Source organism: Streptomyces sp. NPDC016851 (genome assembly GCF_055562795.1).
Genome location: NZ_JBVHEP010000020.1, coordinates 45,882 through 66,049, shown reverse-complemented (window position 1 = coordinate 66,049; position 20,168 = coordinate 45,882). Strand labels below are relative to the sequence as shown.

At 71.1% G+C, this 20,168-nt stretch carries 17 protein-coding genes; 2 read left to right on the top strand and 15 right to left on the bottom strand.

The window, feature by feature from the left end; genetic code table 11:
- Positions 1 to 31: 31 nt before the first annotated feature.
- The 13 genes from ACZ3I3_RS28440 to ACZ3I3_RS28380 all read right to left on the bottom strand — a co-directional run bounded on the left by ACZ3I3_RS28440 (position 32) and on the right by ACZ3I3_RS28380 (position 15,246).
- Positions 32 to 829: a rhamnogalacturonan acetylesterase gene (locus ACZ3I3_RS28440; RefSeq protein WP_467369737.1), complete on the bottom strand. Its 798-nt coding sequence runs from the start codon at positions 827 to 829 to the stop codon at positions 32 to 34.
- A gap of 99 nt (positions 830 to 928) precedes the next feature.
- Complete coding sequence (locus ACZ3I3_RS28435) at positions 929 to 2,278, bottom strand: ABC transporter substrate-binding protein (RefSeq protein WP_467369735.1); 1,350 nt, start codon at positions 2,276 to 2,278, stop codon at positions 929 to 931.
- Between the two features lie 49 nt (positions 2,279 to 2,327).
- Positions 2,328 to 4,319 carry a pectinesterase family protein gene (locus ACZ3I3_RS28430; protein ID WP_467369733.1) on the bottom strand — a complete coding sequence of 664 codons (1,992 nt, stop codon included), beginning with the start codon at positions 4,317 to 4,319 and terminating at the stop codon, positions 2,328 to 2,330.
- Between the two features lie 33 nt (positions 4,320 to 4,352).
- Positions 4,353 to 5,861 carry a glycoside hydrolase family 43 protein gene (locus tag ACZ3I3_RS28425; RefSeq protein WP_467369731.1) on the bottom strand — a complete coding sequence of 503 codons (1,509 nt, stop codon included), beginning with the start codon at positions 5,859 to 5,861 and terminating at the stop codon, positions 4,353 to 4,355.
- The gene (locus tag ACZ3I3_RS28420; protein ID WP_467369729.1) at positions 5,858 to 6,706 is read right to left on the bottom strand and encodes a DUF6807 domain-containing protein; all 849 of its coding nucleotides are present in this window, start codon (positions 6,704 to 6,706) and stop codon (positions 5,858 to 5,860) included. Before ACZ3I3_RS28420 ends, ACZ3I3_RS28425 begins: the two co-directional genes overlap by 4 nt.
- The gene (locus tag ACZ3I3_RS28415; RefSeq protein WP_467369727.1) at positions 6,703 to 7,890 is read right to left on the bottom strand and encodes a Gfo/Idh/MocA family protein; all 1,188 of its coding nucleotides are present in this window, start codon (positions 7,888 to 7,890) and stop codon (positions 6,703 to 6,705) included. Before ACZ3I3_RS28415 ends, ACZ3I3_RS28420 begins: the two co-directional genes overlap by 4 nt.
- A complete protein-coding gene (locus ACZ3I3_RS28410; protein ID WP_467369725.1) occupies positions 7,887 to 9,191 on the bottom strand; it encodes a pectate lyase family protein in 1,305 nt (434 codons plus the stop codon). Before ACZ3I3_RS28410 ends, ACZ3I3_RS28415 begins: the two co-directional genes overlap by 4 nt.
- Positions 9,188 to 10,084, bottom strand: a complete 897-nt coding sequence (locus ACZ3I3_RS28405) for a carbohydrate ABC transporter permease (RefSeq protein ID WP_467369723.1) — start codon at positions 10,082 to 10,084, stop codon at positions 9,188 to 9,190. The genes ACZ3I3_RS28410 and ACZ3I3_RS28405 overlap by 4 nt, the downstream gene beginning before the upstream one ends.
- Positions 10,081 to 11,016, bottom strand: coding sequence for a carbohydrate ABC transporter permease (locus ACZ3I3_RS28400; RefSeq protein ID WP_467369721.1), 936 nt, complete (start codon positions 11,014 to 11,016; stop codon positions 10,081 to 10,083). The genes ACZ3I3_RS28405 and ACZ3I3_RS28400 overlap by 4 nt, the downstream gene beginning before the upstream one ends.
- Before the next feature lie 139 nt (positions 11,017 to 11,155).
- Positions 11,156 to 12,886, bottom strand: coding sequence for an L-arabinonate dehydratase (gene araD / locus ACZ3I3_RS28395; RefSeq protein WP_467369719.1), 1,731 nt, complete (start codon positions 12,884 to 12,886; stop codon positions 11,156 to 11,158).
- The gene (locus ACZ3I3_RS28390) at positions 12,883 to 13,794 is read right to left on the bottom strand and encodes a dihydrodipicolinate synthase family protein (RefSeq protein ID WP_356923213.1); all 912 of its coding nucleotides are present in this window, start codon (positions 13,792 to 13,794) and stop codon (positions 12,883 to 12,885) included. The genes araD and ACZ3I3_RS28390 overlap by 4 nt, the downstream gene beginning before the upstream one ends.
- A complete protein-coding gene (locus ACZ3I3_RS28385) occupies positions 13,791 to 14,450 on the bottom strand; it encodes a GntR family transcriptional regulator (RefSeq protein WP_279546672.1) in 660 nt (219 codons plus the stop codon). The genes ACZ3I3_RS28390 and ACZ3I3_RS28385 overlap by 4 nt, the downstream gene beginning before the upstream one ends.
- Positions 14,451 to 14,649: 199 nt before the next feature.
- Positions 14,650 to 15,246, bottom strand: coding sequence for a TIGR03086 family metal-binding protein (locus ACZ3I3_RS28380; protein WP_467369717.1), 597 nt, complete (start codon positions 15,244 to 15,246; stop codon positions 14,650 to 14,652).
- Positions 15,247 to 15,378: 132 nt separating this feature from the next.
- Here ACZ3I3_RS28380 and ACZ3I3_RS28375 point away from each other — a divergent pair, with 132 nt between their 5' ends.
- Positions 15,379 to 16,617, top strand: coding sequence for an MFS transporter (locus ACZ3I3_RS28375; RefSeq protein ID WP_467369715.1), 1,239 nt, complete (start codon positions 15,379 to 15,381; stop codon positions 16,615 to 16,617).
- Between the two features lie 116 nt (positions 16,618 to 16,733).
- On the opposite strand, the gene ACZ3I3_RS28370 is transcribed toward ACZ3I3_RS28375, so the two are convergent.
- On the bottom strand, positions 16,734 to 17,900 hold the full coding sequence (locus tag ACZ3I3_RS28370; protein WP_467369713.1) for a hypothetical protein: 1,167 nt from the start codon (positions 17,898 to 17,900) through the stop codon (positions 16,734 to 16,736).
- Entirely contained in the window at positions 17,897 to 18,838 is a 942-nt protein-coding gene (locus tag ACZ3I3_RS28365; RefSeq protein ID WP_467369712.1) for a 5-dehydro-4-deoxyglucarate dehydratase, read from the bottom strand. Before ACZ3I3_RS28365 ends, ACZ3I3_RS28370 begins: the two co-directional genes overlap by 4 nt.
- Before the next feature lie 262 nt (positions 18,839 to 19,100).
- Here ACZ3I3_RS28365 and ACZ3I3_RS28360 point away from each other — a divergent pair, with 262 nt between their 5' ends.
- Entirely contained in the window at positions 19,101 to 19,910 is an 810-nt protein-coding gene (locus ACZ3I3_RS28360; protein ID WP_467369710.1) for an NAD-dependent epimerase/dehydratase family protein, read from the top strand.
- Positions 19,911 to 20,168: the final 258 nt, after the last annotated feature.

Genomic DNA, 20,168 nt, shown 5'->3' with positions numbered 1-20,168 from the left:
TGCGGCTCTCTTTCCTTCTGACTGGGGGGTGTTACGCGGCGGCCTGCGGCCAGGTGATCCACGACTCGGGAATCGGCTCGTCCAGCCGGCGCACATCGCGCGGCCCGAGCACCCGGGTCCGGAGCAGCTCCCTCGCCACGAGGCGGGCCACGGCGATCGCGCCCGGCGGATTGAAGTGCGTGTTGTCCTGCTCGGTGGCGGTCCAGTTGAAGTACTTCTTCGTCTCCTCCACCCCGAGCTCCTGCCACAGGGCGAGCGACAGCGCCTGCACATCGAGCAGCGCGACCCCCTCCTCGGCGGCCAGCGCCCGCATGGCCGCCGGGTACTCACCGTGCGTCGTCACGGCCTTCCCGCCGGCGTCGAACCTCCGCCGCTCGACGGACGTGGCCAACACGGGCCGCGCACCACGGGCCCGGGCGCCCTCGACGTACATCCGCAGATGATCCTGATACGTCGTCCAGGGCTCGGTGTACCGAGTCGGGTCCTCGGCCTTCGCGTCGTTGTGACCGAACTGGATGAGGAGGAAATCGCCGGGCTGGATCGCGGAGAGAATGACCTCCAGCCGCCCTTCGTCGACGAAACTCTTCGAACTCCGCCCGTTCACCGCATGGTTGGCGACGGCCATGCCCTTACGGAGAAAGAACGGAACCGCCATACCCCACCCGGTCTCGGGCGCGGCGTTCGCGTATTTCTGGGCTGCGGTGGAGTCACCGGCGATGTAGAGGGTGCGATTACGGTGACCGCCGGCTTGCGCGGTACCTGTAACGGACAGGGCGAGCGGCACCGATGCGACAGCGGCAACGGCAACTTGTCTTCGACTGAGAGACATAAGAGAAACTCCCTAGGGGCGCGGGGAACTGCGCGACAAGCCAGGGACGGCCCGCACCCTGCACACCACAGGCCGTCCCACGGCGAAACTCAGCGAAAATCAACCCTTCTGCTGATCCCACTCCTCCTGAGCCGCATTCAGCTGCTCAGCCAACGTGTCCAGAAATTCCTTCGCACTCATCTTCCCGAGCAGCACCTTCTGGAAGTTCGGCTCATTGTCGGCCTTGGAGATCGTGTTCCAGTCCGGCAGGTAGTACGGCAGCTGCACAATCGTCGTCGACCCGTCCGACAACGCGTCAGCGGCCAGCTTCGTGGGCTCGGCCTTCGAAATCCACGCGTCCTTCGCCGCGTCCAAGTTCGCCGGCACCTGCCCCGCCGACTCGTTGAACTCCGAGTTCTCCGCCTTGGACGTGGCGAACTCGATGAACTTCCAGGCGGCGGCCTTGTTCTTGGAGCTCTTGAACAGCCCCATTCCGTCGACCGGGTTGGAGACCTGGACGCGCTTTCCGCCGGGCCCGGTCGGCTGCGGAATACCGCGGAACTTGTCGACCCCGAGCGCCTTCACGTGGTCCTGGTACGACCCGAGGTTGTGGTTCAGCATCCCGATCGTGCCGGAGTCCCACTGCGCGACCATCTTGGTGAAGTCGTTGTTGAGGTCGGCCGCGGGGGTGACCTTCTTGTACAGCGCCGCGTACTTCTCCAGCGCCGCCACGTTCTTGGGGTCGTTGACGGTGGTCTTCTCACCGCTGGAGTCCCAGAACGAGGTGATCCCGGACTGCCCGTACATCGCGTCCAGCGCCTGGGCGATGGAGCCCGCGCCACCACGGATGGTGTACCCGAACTCGTTCTTGCCCTTGTTCGTCAACTTGTCGGCGGCCGTGAAGAACCGCTCCCAGGTCGTCGGCTCCTCCAGCCCCGCCTTCTTGAACAGGTCGGTGCGGTAGTACAGCACACCGTTGTTCGCGGAGGTCGGGATCGAGTACAGCTTGTCGTCGCCGCCGCCGGCCGCCTTCAGCGACTCGACCATGTCCTTGTTGAGCTTGCCGTTGAGCGAGGACTTCTCGAGCCGCTCGTCCAGCGGCTCCAGCGCGCCCTGTGCGGCGAACCCCGCGAGCATCGCCGCGCCGACACCGCCGACGTCCGGCAGACCGCCGCCTTGGAGGGCGGTGTCGACCTTGGACTGGTACTCGGTGGAGGCGATCCCGACGTACTCGACCTTGATGTCCGGGTTGGCCTTCTCGAAGTCGGCGATGATCGCCTTCCAGGCCTCGGTGCGGACACCGCCGTTGTTGTCCCAGAAGACGATCTTGCCCTTGCCGCTGCCGTCGGCGCCCTTGTCACCGCCCGCCCCGCTGCCGTCGTCGCCGCATGCGGTGACGGTCAGCGCGAGTACGGCCCCCAGGGCGACGGCCGTGGCGGCGCGCCTGCTTCTGCGATTGCTGATCTTCATTGGTCGGCTCTCTTCTTCTGGATCCAGCGGAACTTGAAGGTGTGGGGGGTCAGTGGCGGGCGTGGGGTGCCCAGTCGTCGGTGCCCTTGAGGTAGGCGGCCACGGTGTGCGGACGCGCCTCCTGGTCGCTCAGCTGCGGACGGTCGGCGGTGACCGTCGCGCCCGGGCCGTGGTTGCGGTACTCGGCGAACCGCGCGTCCTTCCACGAGAACCCGCTCATGTCGGTCCACGGCGAGGACTTGATCGCGGCCGGCAGCGCGGTGTCCCGGATCAGCACCTGCGCGATCGCGTCCGGCTCGCCGCCCGGGTGCCAGGGCCGGCCCAGGTGGAAGCTCCCGGCGGGGGCGTCGCTGACGATCTTCGACCGGGTGATCAGGAACCCGTACGGGTTGCCCTTCCAGGTCGAAGCCGCCGTGATGTAGCCGTTGTTCGTGTCCGAGCCCCGGCTCAGCGCCCGGATCACCGACCGTTCGATCACCGTGGTGGCCCGGCCGTAGATGAAGTCGACGTCGCCCTCGATGTAGGAGTCGCGGACGTAGACCCGGCTGAGGGTGGTCAGCTTGGGGCTGTCGGTCATCAGGGTGTCCTGGTTGCCCAGGAAGGCGGTGTCCTCGAAGACGATCCGGTCGCCGGTCGTCTTCATCGCCAGCGCCTGCTCGCCCTTCAGCTCGTGCGCGGCCTCGTCGAAGTCGTTGCTGAAGGTGAGGTTGCGAGCCGTCACGTCGTTCGCGGCGATCCGGACGGTGGCGCTGCCCGTCGAACCCCCGTACTCGGCGGGCGTGTCGAAGACGATGACGGTGTCGGAGCGGTCCTGTCCAGTCCCCCGCAGCACGAGGTTCGGCTTGCTCGCGGGGATGAACACCTTCTCGCGGTAGGTGCCCGGCGCGACGGCGATCTCGACGGCGGTGTCGTTGGCGTCGGGCACCGCGTCCACGGCCGCCTGCACCGTCGGGTAGTCGCCCGGGACGTGCAGGACGACCGGGCCGCCGATCCGCTTCTGCGGCCCGGAGAACCGCTTCACCAGCGCGGGCACGGCGGCGGCCGGGTCGAGCCGGTAGGCGTAGAACGCGCCCGGGTCGAACGCCGCGCCCCACGCGTCGTGCCGGCCCGTGGTGTTGCGCAGGACCGATCCGCGCTGCACCAGTTCGGCGGTGGCGTCGGCCTGGTAGGGGTGCTGGACGCCGTCGTAGAAGCTGTTCTCGATGACCATCTTGGTCCGGCCGCGCGACCAGTTGCCGTACGTCCACACGGGGTCGCCGTCGGAGAGCTGCGAGGACAGGTAGTTGTTGTAGAGGTGGGCGTAGGCGACGTTGTCGGCGGACGGGTTGCGCTGCTTGGTGGCGCGGAACCAGTTGTGGTCGACGGTGATCTGCGTCTTGACGTTGGGGGTCCAGCCGATGCCGAAGGTCTTGTTGTTGTTCGTGAACTGGTTGTAGGAGACGGTGACGTACTCGCTGTCCTTGCGGATGTCGAGCTGGCCGTCGCAGATCCGCGAGAAGCGGATGTGGTCGATCCACACGTGGTGGGCGGTGTCGAGGCGGATGCCGTCGTAGTCGGTGTCCTTGCAGTCCCAGTTGCCCTCGATGGCCGTGTCGCGGATGGCGAGGTTGCGGATGATCACGTTGTGCGTGCCGGGGTCGAGGGTGAAGCCGCCGTGCACGATCTCGGCCGTGTCGCTCACGCCGATGATCGTCTTGTCGGAGGCGACGGGTATCTCCGTGCCGAAGGGGTCCATGTCCAGGGAGCCCTTGACGCGGATGACGTACGGCTCCTCGGCCGCCGCGTACTTGGCGAGGGCGGCCTGGTCGGTGACGGTGACGACCTTGCCGCCCGCCCCGCCGGTGGTGCCGCCCGCGAGGGAGGCGAAGCCGTGCGGCCGGTCGGTCCAGCGGTCGGCGGCGGGCCCGGGCTTCGGGGACTGCGGGGCGGCCTGTGCGTCCCCGAGTGTCCCGAGGCTCAGCGCGGCGACGAGGCCGAGCACGGCGGCCACGACCTTGCCGTGCCCCGGTCTCGACAAGCGCTTGCTACGGAGGTGCGTCATTGCGGCTCCCAACAGGCTTACGGCTGAGGTGCTTTACGAGGCGCTGATCCGGAACTGGGTGAAGGTGGCCGCGCCGGCGTGTCCCTGACCGGCGGGCGCGAGGGCGACGAGGCCGAGCAGGGCACCGACCCAGCGCCACGGGGTGGCGGCGAAGACCGGGCCCGACGGCCGGAAGCCGTCGCCGACGTCGGCCGAGAAGCGGCAGCGGGCGCCCGCGCCGATCTCGATGCGCAGCCGGGCGCGGGCCCCGGGGGCGAGCCGCGGGTGGGCGGCGTCGCGTTCGGCGTCCGCGACGGCCTCGGCGAACCGGTGCACGAGGTGCGCGGTCCCGTCCGCGCCCCGCTGGAGCCCGATCCAGCCGAACGCGTCCCCGAGGACCGCGAGACCGGCCCGGGCCCCGGGCTCGTCGCTGTCGAGCCGCAGTTCCACCTCGACCGTGCAGGGTGTGCCGGGCAGCCGCTGGGTGAGCACGTTCGGCAGTTTGCGCAGGTCGTGCGTGTCGGCCGAGCGGACGCAGGTCAGCCGGAGCCCGTCCCCGGAGTGCTGGGTGGCCCAGCCGTCGCCCGGGTTGGCGGTCCACTGCCACTGGCGGCCGTACCGTCCGCCGGGGAAGTCGTCGTCGGTGGCGGGCGCGGCCGGCGGCTGCGGTGGCAGGTCCGGCTTCTCGTGTACGGCGACGGGGGCACCGTCGTCCCCGAGCACCGGCCAGCCGTCCGCGCCCCAGCGCATCGGCTGGAGGTGGACGACCCGGCCGTAGGGGCCGCGCTGCTGGAAGTGCAGGAACCAGTCCTCGCCGGACGCGGTGCGCACCCAGCCGCCCTGGTGGGGGCCGTTGACGTCGGTGTCCTTCTGCTCCAGGACGATCCGCTCCTCGTACGGCCCGAAGAAGCCGCGCGAGCGGAAGGCGCCCTGCCAGCCGGTCTCCACTCCCCCGGCGGGGGCGAGGATCCAGAACCAGCCGTCGTGCCGGTAGAGCTTGGGACCTTCCAGGGTGAACCAGCCGGGTATGCGGTCGGCGTCGACGATCACCTTGCCCTCGTCGAGGAGTTCGGTGCCGTCGGGGCGCATCCGGTGCCCGGTGAGGCGGTTCTTGATGCCCGAGCGGGACTTGGCCCAGGCGTGGACCAGGTAGGCCTCGCCGGTGTCCTCGTCCCACAGGGGGCACGGGTCGATCAGGCCCTTGCCGGCCTTCAGCAGGTGCGGGCGGGTCCAGGGACCCCTGATCTCGGGGGCGTTGACCTGGAAGATGCCCTGGTCGGGGTCGCCCCAGAAGATCCAGAAGCGTTCGTCGTGGTACCTGAGGGACGGGGCCCAGACCCCGCAGTCGTGGCGGGGCCGCTCGAACTCCTCCGCCGGTTCCAGGCGTTCGAGGGCGTGGCCGACCAGCGTCCAGTTCACCAGGTCGCGGGAGTGGAGTAAGGGCAGTCCGGGGGCGCGGCCGAAGCTGGAGGCGGTCAGGTAGAAGTCGTCACCGACGCGGACGACGTCCGGGTCGGACCAGTCGGCGTCGAGAACCGGGTTGCGGTAGGTCTCGGTGGTCACGGGCTCACCGCCTTGCGGACGAGGGCCGCCGCGGCGTCCCGGTCGAGACGGCCGTCGGCGACCACGGTGACGACCCGGCGGACGACGGTCTCGCCCGGCGGGATGGGCAGCCGCTCGCCGTGCGCCAGCGAGGAGCCGACGCCCGGGTACTCCTCGGTGCGCACGAACCACGGGTCGCGGCGGGTCTGTTCGGTGGCGCCGGCGAAGACCAGCGTCCAGGTTCCGCCCCTGAGGGCGAGCCAGTCGGCGGGCCGGCCGTGGACCCGCTCCTCGCCCTCGGCCCCGGCCGAGAAGACCTCCGGCGCGGAGGCCTCCTTGCGGGCCCGCCAGAAGAAGCCGCCGTAGGCCGCGCCCGGTCGCCCGTTGGTCGCGGGGCTGCCGATCGACAGCGGGTCCTTGGTGACGTTGGTGAGGGAGAAGGTGAGGTCCAGCGCCCAGGCCTGGTCGGTGAGTTCGGTGGCCGCGACCGTGCGGCGCTCGCGCAGCAGTTCGCCGCCCGCGGCGACCCAGCGCAGCTCCTCGACGAAGCCGTCCGGGTCGCGCAGCTGGAAGGAGACGTGCCGCTGGGAGCCGTGGTTGTCAAGCTCGGTCGGGCCCTGGTCGCGGACGTAGGTGCGTCCGCCCCAGAAGTTGAACCCCTCGACGTCGGGAACGGCGACACCGACGCCGAGGTGGTGTGCGTGGTCGGCGGGGGTCAGCTCGGTGACCGCCGTGCCGGCCAGGGTGGTGACGGGGTGCAGATAGGGGCGTGGGGAGAGCCGGGCCGGCAGCTCGGGCCGGGTGACGTACCGGCCGACCGGCCGTCCCGCGACACGCAGCACCGCGGTGTCGTTGCTGCTGGTCATCTGGTGCTCACCTCTTTCGACAGGTGCTCCGGATTCAGCGCCCAGGGGGCGCCGAGCTCGGAGTAGAGGGAGAGGGTGTCGGCGGCGGCCGCGACGAGCCCGTCTACGCCGGGCACCACTCGGCGGTTCTCGCCGGGGATCCGGTGCCAGGCGGTGTCCGGCAGGGGTGCCGGGTCGGGGGCCGTGCGGATGGCCTCCACGACCTTCATGAAGGCGCCGGTCTCGTCCGGCGGGACCAGCAGGTCCGCCCCTGTGGTGAGGTGCGCGACGAGGTTCTCCAGCAGGTCGGTGCGGCCGTGCTCGAACTCCTCGGGGCCGTGGTCCGCGCGCTGGAGCAGCACGCGGTCCTGCTTGTACCAGAAGGTGATCCGGCCGGTGCTGCCGTGCACCAGGACGTACGGCTCGTCCGCCTGCTCGGCGCACAGGGTCGCGGCGACGGTGACCGGGTGGCCCTGCGCCGTGGTGATCCGGACGCAGGAGGTGTCGTCGGACTCGATGGCGTTGGCGCGCAGCAGTTCGGTCTCGATGCCGGTGACGTCCTCGGCGCGGGTGCTGCCGCCGAGGGCGAGGGCGGTGGCGACGGCGTGGGCGAGCGGGTTGGTCAGCGCCCCGTCGATCACGTCGACGCCGTTCAGCCGCCGCTTGCCCGCCCAGGGCGCCCGCCGGAAGTAGTCCTCGTTCCGCACCCAGGCACCGGCCCCGCCGAGCCCGGCCAGCTGCCCGATCGCGCCCTCGGCGATCAGCTCGCGGATGGCGGGCACGGCGTGCGAGCCCAGCGACTGGAAGCCGATCTGGCAGACGACACCGGCCGCCGCGACGCCGTCGGCCATGCGGCGGAACTCCGCGTACGAGGGGGCGGGCGGCTTCTCCAGCAGGAGGTGCACGCCCCGCTCGGCCGCCGTGAGCGCGAGGTCGGTGTGGGTGGGGATGGGTGTGCAGATCACGGCGATCCGGGCGCCCGTGGAATCCAGCAGGGCGCCGAAGTCGGCGGACTGCTCGGGCGTGCCCAGGCCGTCGAGCTCCGCCTCGGTCAGCGGCGTCAGTTCGCAGACGCCGGCCAGCCGTACGAGGCCCTTGTCCTGGAGGCGGCGGATGTTCTCGACGTGCCAGCGGCCGTGGCCCCGGGCGCCGGCGAGGACGACAGGCAGAGGTGTGTTCATGGAGTCGATCATGCGACCGGTCATGGGATCCTCCCCGCCCCCGCGCCGCGGGCCACCGCCCGGTCGGCCGCGGCGGCGCTGTCGATCCGCCCGTGCAGACCGGGCGTCCAGCCGACGTCGCCCGTCAGGTCGCGCTCGCTGCCCGAGTTGTAGGCGTTGTAGATCATGAGCAGGTCAACCGAAAAGCCGTTGAAGAGCGTGCCGCTCTGGCGCAGGGCGCTGCCGTTCCAGCTCTTGACCAGGTCGGCGACCTCCACATGGCCGGGGGCGTGGAAGGCGTTGTTCTCGGCGTAGATCTTCGACTCGGTGGAGACGCCGAGGGAGTAGCGGTAGTCGTCGCCGGTGATCTCGTAGCGGTTGTTGTAGAGGTGCACCTGGCCGAAGCGGACGCGTGGGGCGCGCTGGACGACCGACTCGAACTCGTTGTGGTGGAGGGTGACCCGGAGCTTTCCGCGGTCGCCGGTGGCGGTGTCGCCGTTGCCGATGAGCATCGCCTTGTCGTGGTCCGCGAACCGGCTCCAGGAGACGGTCACCAGGTCCGAACCGTTGGTGATGTCCAGCAGTCCGTCGTGGCGCAGGTAGTTGCGGGCGAAGTGGGTGGGCTCCTCGGCGTCCGGGTGGCCCTTGTCGCTCAACGTCACATGGTCGACCCACACATGGGTGGCGCCGGCCAGCCAGATCGTGTCGTACGCCGTCTTCCAGTCCCCGAGGCCGCCGGTGTTGGGCTGCCAGACGGGGAAACAGTCGTAGGCGTCGCGGATGTCGAGGTTGCGGATGATCACGTTGTCCGCGTCCCGCACCTGGAGGCTCGCGCCCTTCAGGACGGCCGAGTCGCCGAGCCCCACGATCGTGGTGTTGGAGCCGACGGGCAGCACGACCCGCTCGGCCTGCCGGGCGGCGGAGGCCTGGCGGGCCTCCTCCTGCGGGCCGCTGGGCTTGGCGGCGCCCCAGGTGCGGGGGTCGTAGGAGGCGAGGTACTTCTTCAGGCTGTAGCCGCCGGTGGCGTAGTCGGAGCAGTCGAGCCGGTCGCCGTCGTCGTCGGTGTTGGCGTCGATGGTCCCGGCGATCTTGATGATCTTCGGGGTGTCGCTGCCGCCGTCGAGGGCGCGCACGAGTTCCGCGCGGTCCGTGACGGTGTGGACGTGGCCGGCGTCGGCGGCCGCGCCTCCGGTGGTGCCTTCACCCGCGGAGGCCCAGCCGTCGTTCGCGGGCAGGGTGTCGCGGCTGATGTCACGGTCGTCGGCATGGGCGCGGTCCTCGGCGTGGGCGGGGACGCAGAGCACGCCCACCAGCCCTGCCGCTACGGCGAGTCGGCGCAGTCTCATCCCTTCACCGCCCCCGCGCTGAACCCGGTGATCAGCCACTTCTGGATGAAGGCGAACACCAGCACGACCGGCACGGCCGCGATGATGCCGCCCGCGGCGAGGGCGCCCAGGTCGACGCTGTCCGCGCTCATCAGGGTGTTCAGTCCGACCGGGATCGTCTGCTTGTCCTGGTTGTTGAGGAACATCAGGGCGAACAGGAAGTGGTTCCAGGAGTGCACGAAGGCGAAGGAGCCGACGGCGATCAGGCCCGGCCGCAGCAGCGGCAGCACGACGATCCGGAAGGCCGTCATACGGTTGCAGCCGTCCACCCAGGCCGCCTCCTCCAGGGAGTACGGCACGTTCTTGATGAAGTTGCTGATCAGGATCATCGACAGCGGCAGCTGGAAGACCGTCTCGGCGAGGATGACACTGCCGAGGCTGTTGATCATCTGGAGTTCGGCGAAGATCTCGAACAGCGGGACCAGCAGCAGCGCGCCCGGCACGAACTGGGAGCACAGCAGGCCCAGCATGAACGCCCGCTTGATCTTGAAGTCGAACCGGGCGAGGGCGTAGCCGCCGGCCAGGGCGACGAGGGTCGTCATGACCAGGGTGGCGACGCCGACGAGCACGCTGTTGGCGAAGTAGGTGCCGAAGCTGCGCTCCGTCCAGACCTTCTCGAAGTGGTCGAAGGTCATCGGCCAGGGCACGAGCGAGGTCGAGCCGGCCGGGCGCAGGGCGAACAGCAGGATCCAGTAGAAGGGGATGAGGGTGAAGACCAGGTAGATCCCCAGGGGCAGGTAGATCTGCCAGCGGGGCGCCTCGTCCCAGGCGCGCTTCCCCTTGGCGGGACGCGGTGGTTCGGGGGCCGTGGACACCGGAGCGGGCGCCGTCTTGGTGGCTTCCTTGACGCTCACTTGCTCTCGCCTCCGAACTTGCTCAGCCGCAGATAGACCATCGAGCAGAAGAGCAGGATCACGAACGCGACCGTGGTCAGGGCGGACGCGTAGCCGAAGTTGTGGGCGTCGACCGAGGTGTTGGCGATGTAGAGCGGGAGGGTCGTGGTCTCCCCCGCCGGGCCGCCGCCGGTCAGTGTGTAGAGCAGGTCGACGTTGTTGAACTCCCAGACCGCGCGCAGCAGCGTGGACAGGATGATGGCGTCCTTCAGATGGGGCAGCGTGATGTGCCAGAACTGCTTGATCCGGCTGGCCCCGTCGACCTCGGCGGCCTCGTAGAGGTCCTTCGAGACGGACTGGAGGTCGGCGAGGATGAGGATCGCGAAGAACGGCACCCCGCGCCACAGGTCGGCGACGATCGCCGCCGGGAACACCGTGGAGGTGTCCGACAGCCAGCTGGTCCCGTAGGAGCCGATGCCCATGTCCGCGAGGTAACGGGTGATGCCCGTCTGGGAGTTGTAGAGCAGCACCCAGATCGCGGAGGTGAGCACGCCGGAGACGGCCCAGGGGGAGAAGACCATCGCGCGTCCCAGGCCCCGGCCCACGAAGGTCTGGTTGACGATGAGGGCCAGCGCGAGACCGAACAGCAGCTGGAGGCCGACCTCGACGAAGACCCACTTGGCGCTGAAGACGAGGGTGTCCCAGAAGACCGGGTCCTCGGTGAAGGCGTGGACGAAATTGTCGAAGCCCGCGTATCCGTTCCGCCAGGGCTTGGTGGGGTTGTAGTTCTGCAGGCTGTAGTAGAAGACGCTGATGACCGGGTAGGCGATGAAGCCCAGCATCAGCAGGGCGGCCGGTGCGATCAGCAGGTACGGGAGCTTGCGCGGGGTGGCGGAGGCACGGCGCCGCCGGGGTGGCGCGGGCGGTTTCGCCACGGCTGCGGCTTGGGCCATGACTGTTCTCCGTTCTCAGTACGTCGTGGTACGTCGTGCGTCGGTGCGTGCGCGGGAAGCGCTTACTTCCCGGGCAGGGTCGTGCCGGGTCGTGCTGAGGTGCGTGGGTGGTGCCGTCGTGCGTGGGTGGCGCGTGGGTTCAGCCCGCGTACGGGTCCTGCACCTTGCCCGTGCGGGCCAGGAACTCGAAGTCGCAGCCGGTGTCGGCCTGCGTGATCTGCTCGTTGTAGAGCGCGCCGTAGCCGCGCTCGTACCGGGTGGGCGGCGGCGTCCAGTCCGCCCGGCGCCGCTCCAGCTCCTCGTCGTCCACGTGGAGATGGAGGGTGCGCGCCTCGACGTCGAGGGTGATGGGGTCGCCGGTGCGGACGAGGGCGAGCGGTCCGCCCACGTGCGACTCGGGCGCGACGTGCAGCACGCAGGCGCCGTAACTCGTGCCGCTCATCCGGGCGTCGGAGATGCGGACCATGTCCCGCACGCCCTGCTTGAGCAGGTAGTCGGGCAGGGGCAGCATCCCGTACTCGGGCATGCCCGGGCCGCCCTTGGGACCGGCGCCCCGCAGCACGAGCACGTGGTCGGGGGTGATGCCGAGCGACGGGTCGTTGATGGTGCGCTGCATCGTCTTGTAGTCGTCGAAGACGACGGCGGGCCCGGTGTGCTTGAGCAGGTGCTGCTCGGCGGAGATGTGCTTGATGACGGCGCCGTTCGGGCAGAGGTTGCCGCGCAGCACGGCGACCCCGCCCTCGGCGGCGACCGGGTTGTCCCGGGTCCTGATGACGTCGTCGTTGTGCACCTGCGCGCCGGCGATCTGCTCCCGCAGCGTGTCGTGCGAGACCGTCGGCCGGTCCAGGTGGAGCAGGTCCGTGATCCGGGAGAGGAACCCGGGCAGCCCGCCCGCGAAGTGGAAGTCCTCCATCAGGTACGTCTGTCCGCCGGGCCGTACGTTGGCCAGCACCGGGACCGTGCGGGCGATGCGGTCGAAGTCGTCCAGGGTGAGGCGGACTCCCGCGCGGCCGGCCATGGCGATCAGGTGGATCACGGCGTTGGTGGAGCCGCCGAGGCCGAGCACGGTCGTCACGGCGTCGTGGAAGGCGTCGGCGGTGAGGATGTCGCTCAGCTTCCGGTCCTTGTGGACCAGGTCGACGATCGTCATGCCCGCCCGGGCGGCCATCCGGTCGTGCCCGGAGTCCACGGCCGGGATGCTGGAGGCGCCCGGGACCGTGACGCCGAGGGCCTCGGCGGCGGCGGTCAGGGTGGAGGCGGTGCCCATCGTCATGCAGTGGCCGGGCGAGCGGGCCAGGCCGCTCTCCAGCTCCTGCATCTCGCAGTCGCCGATGACACCGGCCCGCTTGTCGTCCCAGTACTTCCACATGTCGGTGCCGGAACCGAGCACCTCGTTGCGCCAGTGGCCCGGCAGCATGGGCCCGGCCGGCACGAACACCGCCGGCAGGTCCGCGCTCGCCGCGCCCATGAGCAGGGCGGGCGTGGACTTGTCGCAGCCGCCCATCAGCACGGCCCCGTCGACCGGGTACGACCGCAGCAGCTCCTCGGTCTCCATGGCGAGCATGTTGCGGTAGAGCATGGGGGTCGGCTTCTGGAAGGTCTCGCTCAGGGTCGAGACCGGGAACTCCAGCGGGAAACCACCGGCCTGCCACACCCCCCGCTTCACGGCCTGGGCGCGATCCCGCAGGTGCACGTGGCAGGGGTTGATGTCGGACCAGGTGTTGAGGATCGCGATGACGGGCTTGCCGAGGTGCTCCTCGGGCAGATAGCCGAGCTGGCGGGTGCGGGCGCGGTGGCTGAAGGTGCGGAGTCCTTCGGTGCCGTACCACTGGTGGCTGCGCAGCTCCTCGGGGCGCTTGCGGTCGGTCATATCGACCACCCGGCGGCGATGGCGGCGACCTCGGCCCGCTCGCCCTCGGGCAGTTGCCTGCTCGGCGGGCGGACCTCTCGGCGGCACAGGCCGAGGGAGGCGAGGGCCTCCTTGACGACGGTGACGTTGTTGGCGGAGCCGCTGTCGGCGCGCAGCTCCTCGAAGCGGCGGATCTGCTCCCAGACCTTCATGGCGGCCGGGTAGTCGCCGGAGCGCAGCGCCTCGATCATGTTCAGGGAGACGGCCGGGGCGACGTTCACGAGCCCGGAGGTGAAGCCGGTGGCGCCCGCGGAGAAGTAGGAGGGCGCGTAGGGCTCGGCGAGGCCGGCCACCCACACGAACCGTTCCAGCCCGGCGTCGCGGGCGAAGGCGGCGAACCTGGCGGCGTCCGGGACGGCGTACTTCACGCCGATGACGTTCGGGCAGGCGTCGGCGAGTTCGGCGAGCCGGGCACCGGGGAGCTGCGCGTTGCGGATGTACGGGACGACGCCCAGCTCCGGCACGGCCTGCGCGATGGCCCGGTGGTAGTCGACCCAGCCGGCCTGGGAGACGTACGGGTGGACGGGCTGGTGGACCATGACCATCTGGGCGCCGAGGTCCCGGGCGTGCCGGGCGGAGGCGACGGCGGTCGGGACGTCGTGCCCGACACCGACCAGGACGACGGCCCGCTCCCCGGCCTCGTCGATCGTCAGCTCCGTGACGAGCCGGCGCTCTTCGGGGGTGAGGGCGTAGAACTCGCCGGTGTTGCCGTTCGGGGTGAGGGTGGTGATGCCGCCGTCGAGCAGCCTGCGCAGCAGGGCCCGGTAGGTGTCCTGCTCGACGGAGCCGTCCTCGGCGAACGGCGTCACCGGGATCGCCACCACGTCGGCCAGGGCCGCCCGCTGGGTCTCGAACGCCACGCTGCTCATTCCTGACCTTCCTGTTCCAGTTCCGCCTGGGGGAAAGCACGCTGCACGAAGGACGCGATGTGGGAGTGCAGGGCGCGGGCCGCGCCGTCGGCGTCGCCGTCGAGGGCGAGCCGGAGGATCTCGCGGTGCTCGCCGGCCTCCCGCTCCCAGGAGGGCGAGGCGGCCCACGCGACGGCGGAGACGAGGGCGGCCTGGTCGCGGACCTCGTCGAGCATCCGGCCGAGCAGCGGGTTCCCGCACGGCAGGTACAGGGCGCGGTGGAACTCCCGGTTGGCCAGGGAGCGTTCGGCGGTGTCGGTGGCGGCGTCGGCCCGGGTCAGCGCGGAGCGTGCGGCCTCCAGGGAGGCCCCGCGGTGCACGGCCCGCTTCAGCGCCTCGGGCTCCAGCAGCAGCCGGACGTCGTAGACCTCGCGCGCCATGTCCGCGTCCACCATGCGCACCGTGACGCCCTTGTACTGGTTCATCACGACCAGCCCGGTCCCGGCGAGGGTCTTGAGCGCCTCGCGCACCGGGGTCTTCGACACCCCGAACTGCGCGGCGAGCTCGGTCTCGACCAGCGCCTGGCCGGGCGTCAACTGCCCGGTGAGGATGCGGTGTTTGATCCCCTCCAGCACGTACTGCGTGCGGGAGGGGATCGGCGTGGGCACAGAGGTCATGCGCGCCTCTCGGATCTCGCGCCCCCGGTGGGGATCGCGTATCGGATCTCGCGTATCGCGTCTCATATATGACGTACGAAGTACGACGCGATGACGGTAGGAGGGCGCGGTTGTTTCGTCAATGCTTCTGACGAAGGAAGTAGCAATCGCTTTCTACGACCTGGGCTTCCTGCTTCTTACGACCTGGGCTTCCAGCTTCTTACACCCTGGGCTTCCACCCCGGATCCCGCCCGCTCAGCCCCACCGCCCGGTCCAGCAGGGGCGCGTCCGGCCCGACGGGGACGACGGGGCCGAAGATCTCGCCCCGGCTCGGGTCGTCCACCGACGCGGCGAGGAAGTCGTGGCAGACCTGGAGCGCGGCCGGGTCGGGGGTGTACGCCTGGCCGGTCGCGCGGGCCAGGTCCCAGCCGTGGATCACCAGCTCGTCGGTGGCGACGAGCCCCGCGATCTCGCCGGGCAGGTCCACGCCTCCGGCCCGGGTCATGCCGGTCCACGCGGCCGGGTCGCGCCAGGCCTCGGCCAGTTCGGCGAGGACCTTGGGCAGCTCCTCGCGCCAGCCGGGCCCGAGGTCCGGCAGGGCGGAGCCCGGGCTGGTGTCGGTCGTGACGCCCAGGTCCTTGCGGCCGGCGTCGCGGAAGGCGACGGTCAGTCCGACCAGGTGGCCCAGCAGGTGGCGCACCGCGTACTCCGGGCAGGGCGTCGGGGCCGCCAGGTGCTCGTCGGTGACGCCTTCGGCCAGGCGGGCCAGGACCGCTGTCTGCGGGCCGAGGTCGAGGGTCGGGGTGGTGTCGGTCATCCGCTGTTCCTCCTGGTTTCGTTTCCTGGGAGGTAGACCGACGGCGACCGCGGATCTCATCGCCCGGCCGCCCGTTTTCTACGGCAGGTGCCCGATCCCCGCTCTCGGGCCTTAGAACCACGATGACCAGGCATGAAATACACAACGGCCTGGCCCGTGGTGCGTGTCCTGCGCGACCGCGACGCCGGGCTCTGCCTCTCCGGCGTGGTGGTCTCCGGCTTCGGCACCTCGGCGCTGTGGCTGGCGTCCGGCGTGTGGGTGAAGGACCTCACCGGCTCGGACGGCCTGGCCGCGCTGTGCATGCTCGCCATGTGGCTACCGACCCTGGCCGGACCGCTGCTGGGCACGCTCGCCGACCGTAGTCGCCGCAAACCCCTGCTGATCGGCGTGAACCTGCTCCTGGGCGCCCTCCTGCTCACCCTGGTGAGCGTCGACTCCCCGGGCGATCTGTGGCTCCTGTACGCGGTGCTGTTCGTGTACGGCGCTGTCGGCGTCGTCCACGACGCGGCCGAGTCGGCGCTGGTGGCGACCGCCGTCGACCCGTCGCTGCTCGGCGACTTCAACGGCTTGCGGATGACGGCCGCGGAGGGCATGAAACTCCTGGCCCCTCTGGCGGGCGCGGGCCTGTACGCGGCGTACGGCGGCGCGAGCGTCGCCCTCCTGGACGCGGCGACGTTCGTCCTGGCCACGGGCGTGTACGCGCTGCTGCGGGTGCGGGAGGACAAGCCCGCGCCGCCCACCGGCAGCCGCCGGGAGCGGACCGCCGAGGGCGCCCGCCACCTGTGGGCGCACCCTCTGCTGCGCCCCCTGGTGCTGGCGGGCGGCGCCACCATGCTGTGCGCCGGTCTGAACGGGGCGATGGTCTACGCCGTCGTCGGCGACCTCGGGCACTCCCCCGCGTACGCCGGTGTGCTGTACGCCGTACAGGGCGCCGGGTCGGTCGCGGTCGGTCTGTGCTCGGGCACCGCCCTGCGCCGCCTGGGCGCGCGGCGCTTCGCGGCGTACGGCATCGCCCTGCTGGCCGTCGCGGTGGCCCTGCGGGCGGTGCCGTCCGACCCTTTGGCTCTGGTGTGCGGCGTGGCGATCGGGGCGGGGCTGCCCGCGGTGCTGATCGCGACGCTGACGTCCGTGCAGCGCGAGACGCCTGGTCCGCTGCTGGGCCGGGTCACCGCCACCGCTCACACGCTGGTGTACACACCGAACGTGGCCGGGCTGGCCGCCGGTGCGGCCCTGGTCGAGCTGGTGAGCCACCGGCCGGTGCTGGTGGCCCTGGGCGTGGCCCTGCTGGTGACGGCGGTGCCGCTGTTTCAGACCCGGGCGAGAGCGGAGCGGACGGTCTCCAGATCGCCGTCGGACGCCAACCCGGCGTGACAGAACCGCAGTTCGGTGGCGCCGAGCCGCCGGAGCGGCCTTGGACGAGCCGGCGCGCCACCGGCTGGTGCTGGTGCCCCGGTCGTCGCCCTGCTGCTGACGACGGCCCTGCCGCTTCAGCGCCCCGCGAGAGCGGAGCGGACCGTCTCCAGATCGCCGTCGGACGCCAACCCGGCGTGATACAGCCGCAGTTCGGTGGCGCCGAGCCGCCGGGCCTCGGCCGCGTCGGCGGCGAGGGTGCCGGGGCTGCCGCCCATGCCGGAGACGACGGTGAAGTTGGCGGCGATGACCGCGCCCTGCCTGCCCTGCAGGGCGAACGGCGTCAGGGTGCCGGTGCCGCCCGCGCAGGGCACGACCACACCGTCCGCGACGGACAGGATGTGCGCCGGGTCCACCCCCGGGTTCGCACCGACGTGGTAGGACACCGGGTCCGCGTGCAGCAGCACCTGGAAGCCGTCGGGCGCGGCCGCCCGGACCGCCGCCACGGCCTCCTCCTGGAGCGTGCGCGCAGTCGTGTCCCGGTACGCGCGCGTGGTGTTCGCGAGCGTCTCGCCGAGGAGTTTCTCGATGCCCGTCCAGCCGCCGTCGGAGGGCGTCACCCCCTGCCACACCGGCTCCAGCGCGGTGCGTACGGCGGCGGCCAGCTCGTCGGCGTCCAGGCCGTGCCGGCCGTAGCCCTCCCGGCAGGACGGGCAGAAGCACAGCGCCATCAGGTACTGCCCGGCGTCGCCGAGGCCGACGCCGCCGGTCTTGTCGTGGGCGTGCAGATGCTGGAGGCCGTACCAGCCGAGGGACTCCAGCTCGGTACCGCGCGCCCCGGGCCGTACGGCCGCCTCGGCCGCCAGGTCGGTCAGGTACGCGCGCGTGGCGGGCTGCGCGATGCAGGGCGCCCAGGGGTAGCGGTCACCGTAGGCGTTGACGACCGAGGTGTCCGGGTGCTCGGCGCCCAGACGGGAGTTGTGGGCGAGGACGACCCAGGTGTGCACCTCGAGGCCGGCGTCCGTGAGCGCGGCGGCGGCCTCGCCGAAGGCGTCCCCGGGGGCCCAGTCACCGGCCGGGTAGGGGCGCAGCTCCCGCCCGTCCCAGCGGTCGTCCGCCGGGTAGAGCACGGCGGCGTGCTCGGCGGTGACGACGCGGTGGCGCGGGTGGCGGGGCGTGAGCGCGCGCGTGGAGTGGTAGGCGGCGGCGAGCGTCACCTGCTCCACTCCCAGCGCGGCGATCCGCGCGGGCGCCTCCGGGTCCCCGTTGACGTCCCAGGGGTAGACGAATGCCGACGCCTTCACTTGGCCTCCTCAAGCAGCGCGTAGCCGCGCTCGATCACTTCGGCGAGCTGCTTGACATGATCCCCGCTCGGCTCGTGCAGCGGGGGCCGCACCTCCCCCACGTCCAGTCCGCGCAGCCGGACGCCGGCCTTGACGAGGGCGACGGCGTAGCCGCGGCCCTGGGCGCGCAGCTCGACGAAGGGGCGGTAGAAGCCGTCCAGCAGCTTCTCCACCACGCTGTCGTCGCCGCTGCGGAGCGCCTGGTGGAAGGCGAGGGCGATCTCCGGCGCGAAGCAGAACACGGCGGACGAGTAGAGCGTGACGCCGAGGGCGCGGTAGGCGAGCTGGGTCTGTTCGGCGGTCGGCAGACCGTTGAAGTAGAGGAAGTCTCCGGGGACCTCGCCGCGCACGGCGCTGATGACGCGCTGCATGAGGTCGAGGTCGCCGAGCCCGTCCTTGAGGCCGATGATCCCGTCGGTACGGGCCAGTTCGACGACGGTCTCCGGCGTGAAGACGGCGTTGTCCCGCTGGTAGACGATGACCGGCAGGGGCGTCGCGGCGGCGATCTCCCGGTAGTGCCGCAGCAGGCCCTCCTGCCCGGCGACGACGAGGTACGGCGGCATGGCGAGCAGACCGTCCGCCCCGGCCGACTCGGCGAGCCGGGCGTAGCGCACGGCGAGCGCGGTGCCGTACCCGGCGCCCGCGACGACCGGCACGCGCCCCTCGGCCGCCTCGACGGCCACCCGTACGCACGCCTCGAACTCCTCGGGCGTGAGCGCGTGGAACTCGCCGGTGCCGCAGCAGGCGAACACGGCGGCGGCTCCGGCCTCGACCCCGCGGCGCACGTGCGTGCGGTAGGTGTCGAGGTCCACGGAGCCGTCGGGGCCGTAGGCGGTGACCGGGAAGAACAGCGGTCCGATGGGGATGTCGAGTCGGGCGGCGAGAGGGGCTGACGTCACGAGCTCTCCCGGTTCCATAGCTCTCCCGGTTCCATATTCATGATTGCCGTCTATATTTCTGAACGACTCCACGCTAAGGCGCCGCCGCGACGCCGGTCAAGCGCGCGAACCCGCCACGCACCAGCGGATTCGCTCTTTCCGCGGCATACTTGACGGGTTCCGCCCCAGATCCTTAGCGTGTCCACGCATATGAATGCCGTGCATCCATCTGCACGGGTACCGTGCATTGATCTGCACGGTGGGAGATTCAAGGAGACCGAGGATGCCCGCTCCCCGCACCGTCCTGCTCACCGGCGCCGCCGGTGGCCTCGGCACCCTGATGCGGGAGCTGCTCCCGGACTACGGCTACGAACTGCGCCTGCTCGACATGCGCCCGATCGAGGGCGCGCCGGACGCGATCACCGCCGACCTCTCCGACCAGGACGCCGTGCGCGAGGCGGTCCGCGGCGTCGACGCGATCATCCACCTCGCGGGCATCTCCCTGGAAGCCCCGTTCGAGAAGATCCTCAAGGCGAACATCGAGGGCACCTACCACCTCTACGAGGCCGCCCGCGAGGAGGGCGTCGGCCGGATCGTCTTCGCCTCCTCCAACCACGCCGTCGGCTACACCCCGCGCCCCCAGGGCGACGACCCCCTGATCCCGGTCGACACCCCCCGCCGCCCGGACACCTTCTACGGCCTGTCCAAGTGCTTCGGCGAGGACCTCGCGCAGCTCTACTGGGACAAGCACGGCCTGGAGACGGTCTCGGTGCGGATCGGCTCCTGCTTCCCCGAGCCGACCAGCGTGCGCATGCTCTCGGTGTGGATGAGCCCCGCCGACGGCGCCCGCCTCTTCCACGCGGCCCTGACCGCCGAGCACGTCGGCCACACCGTCGTCCACGGCTCCTCCGCCAACACCCGGCTGTGGTGGGACCTCACCACCGCCCGGGCGCTCGGCTACGAGCCGCAGGACGACTCCGAGCCGTGGGCCGAGAAGCTCATCGCCGAGCAGGGCGAGCTGGACCCGGAGAACGAGGCGCACGCCTACCTCGGCGGCCACTTCGTGACGGACCCGCCGATCTGGCCGTACTGACCGGAAAGAGTCGTCGCGAGAGGGCGGGCGGGCACCGAACGGGCCCGCCCGCCCCCGTATTCGGGCACCATCGCTGCCCGCTCTCACGCCCCGGTCGTCGCCGACGCAGGTCCGCGACGGTCCCGCCCCACGTCGAACGGGCACAAGCGGGCAGTATCGAACCCGCAACAGACCTGGTCAGTGCCGCATCCCCGCTGTAGAAATTCCCCCACGGGTCCCACCGGGCCCGAACGGGCAGCAGAAGCGGAAGGCAGGTGT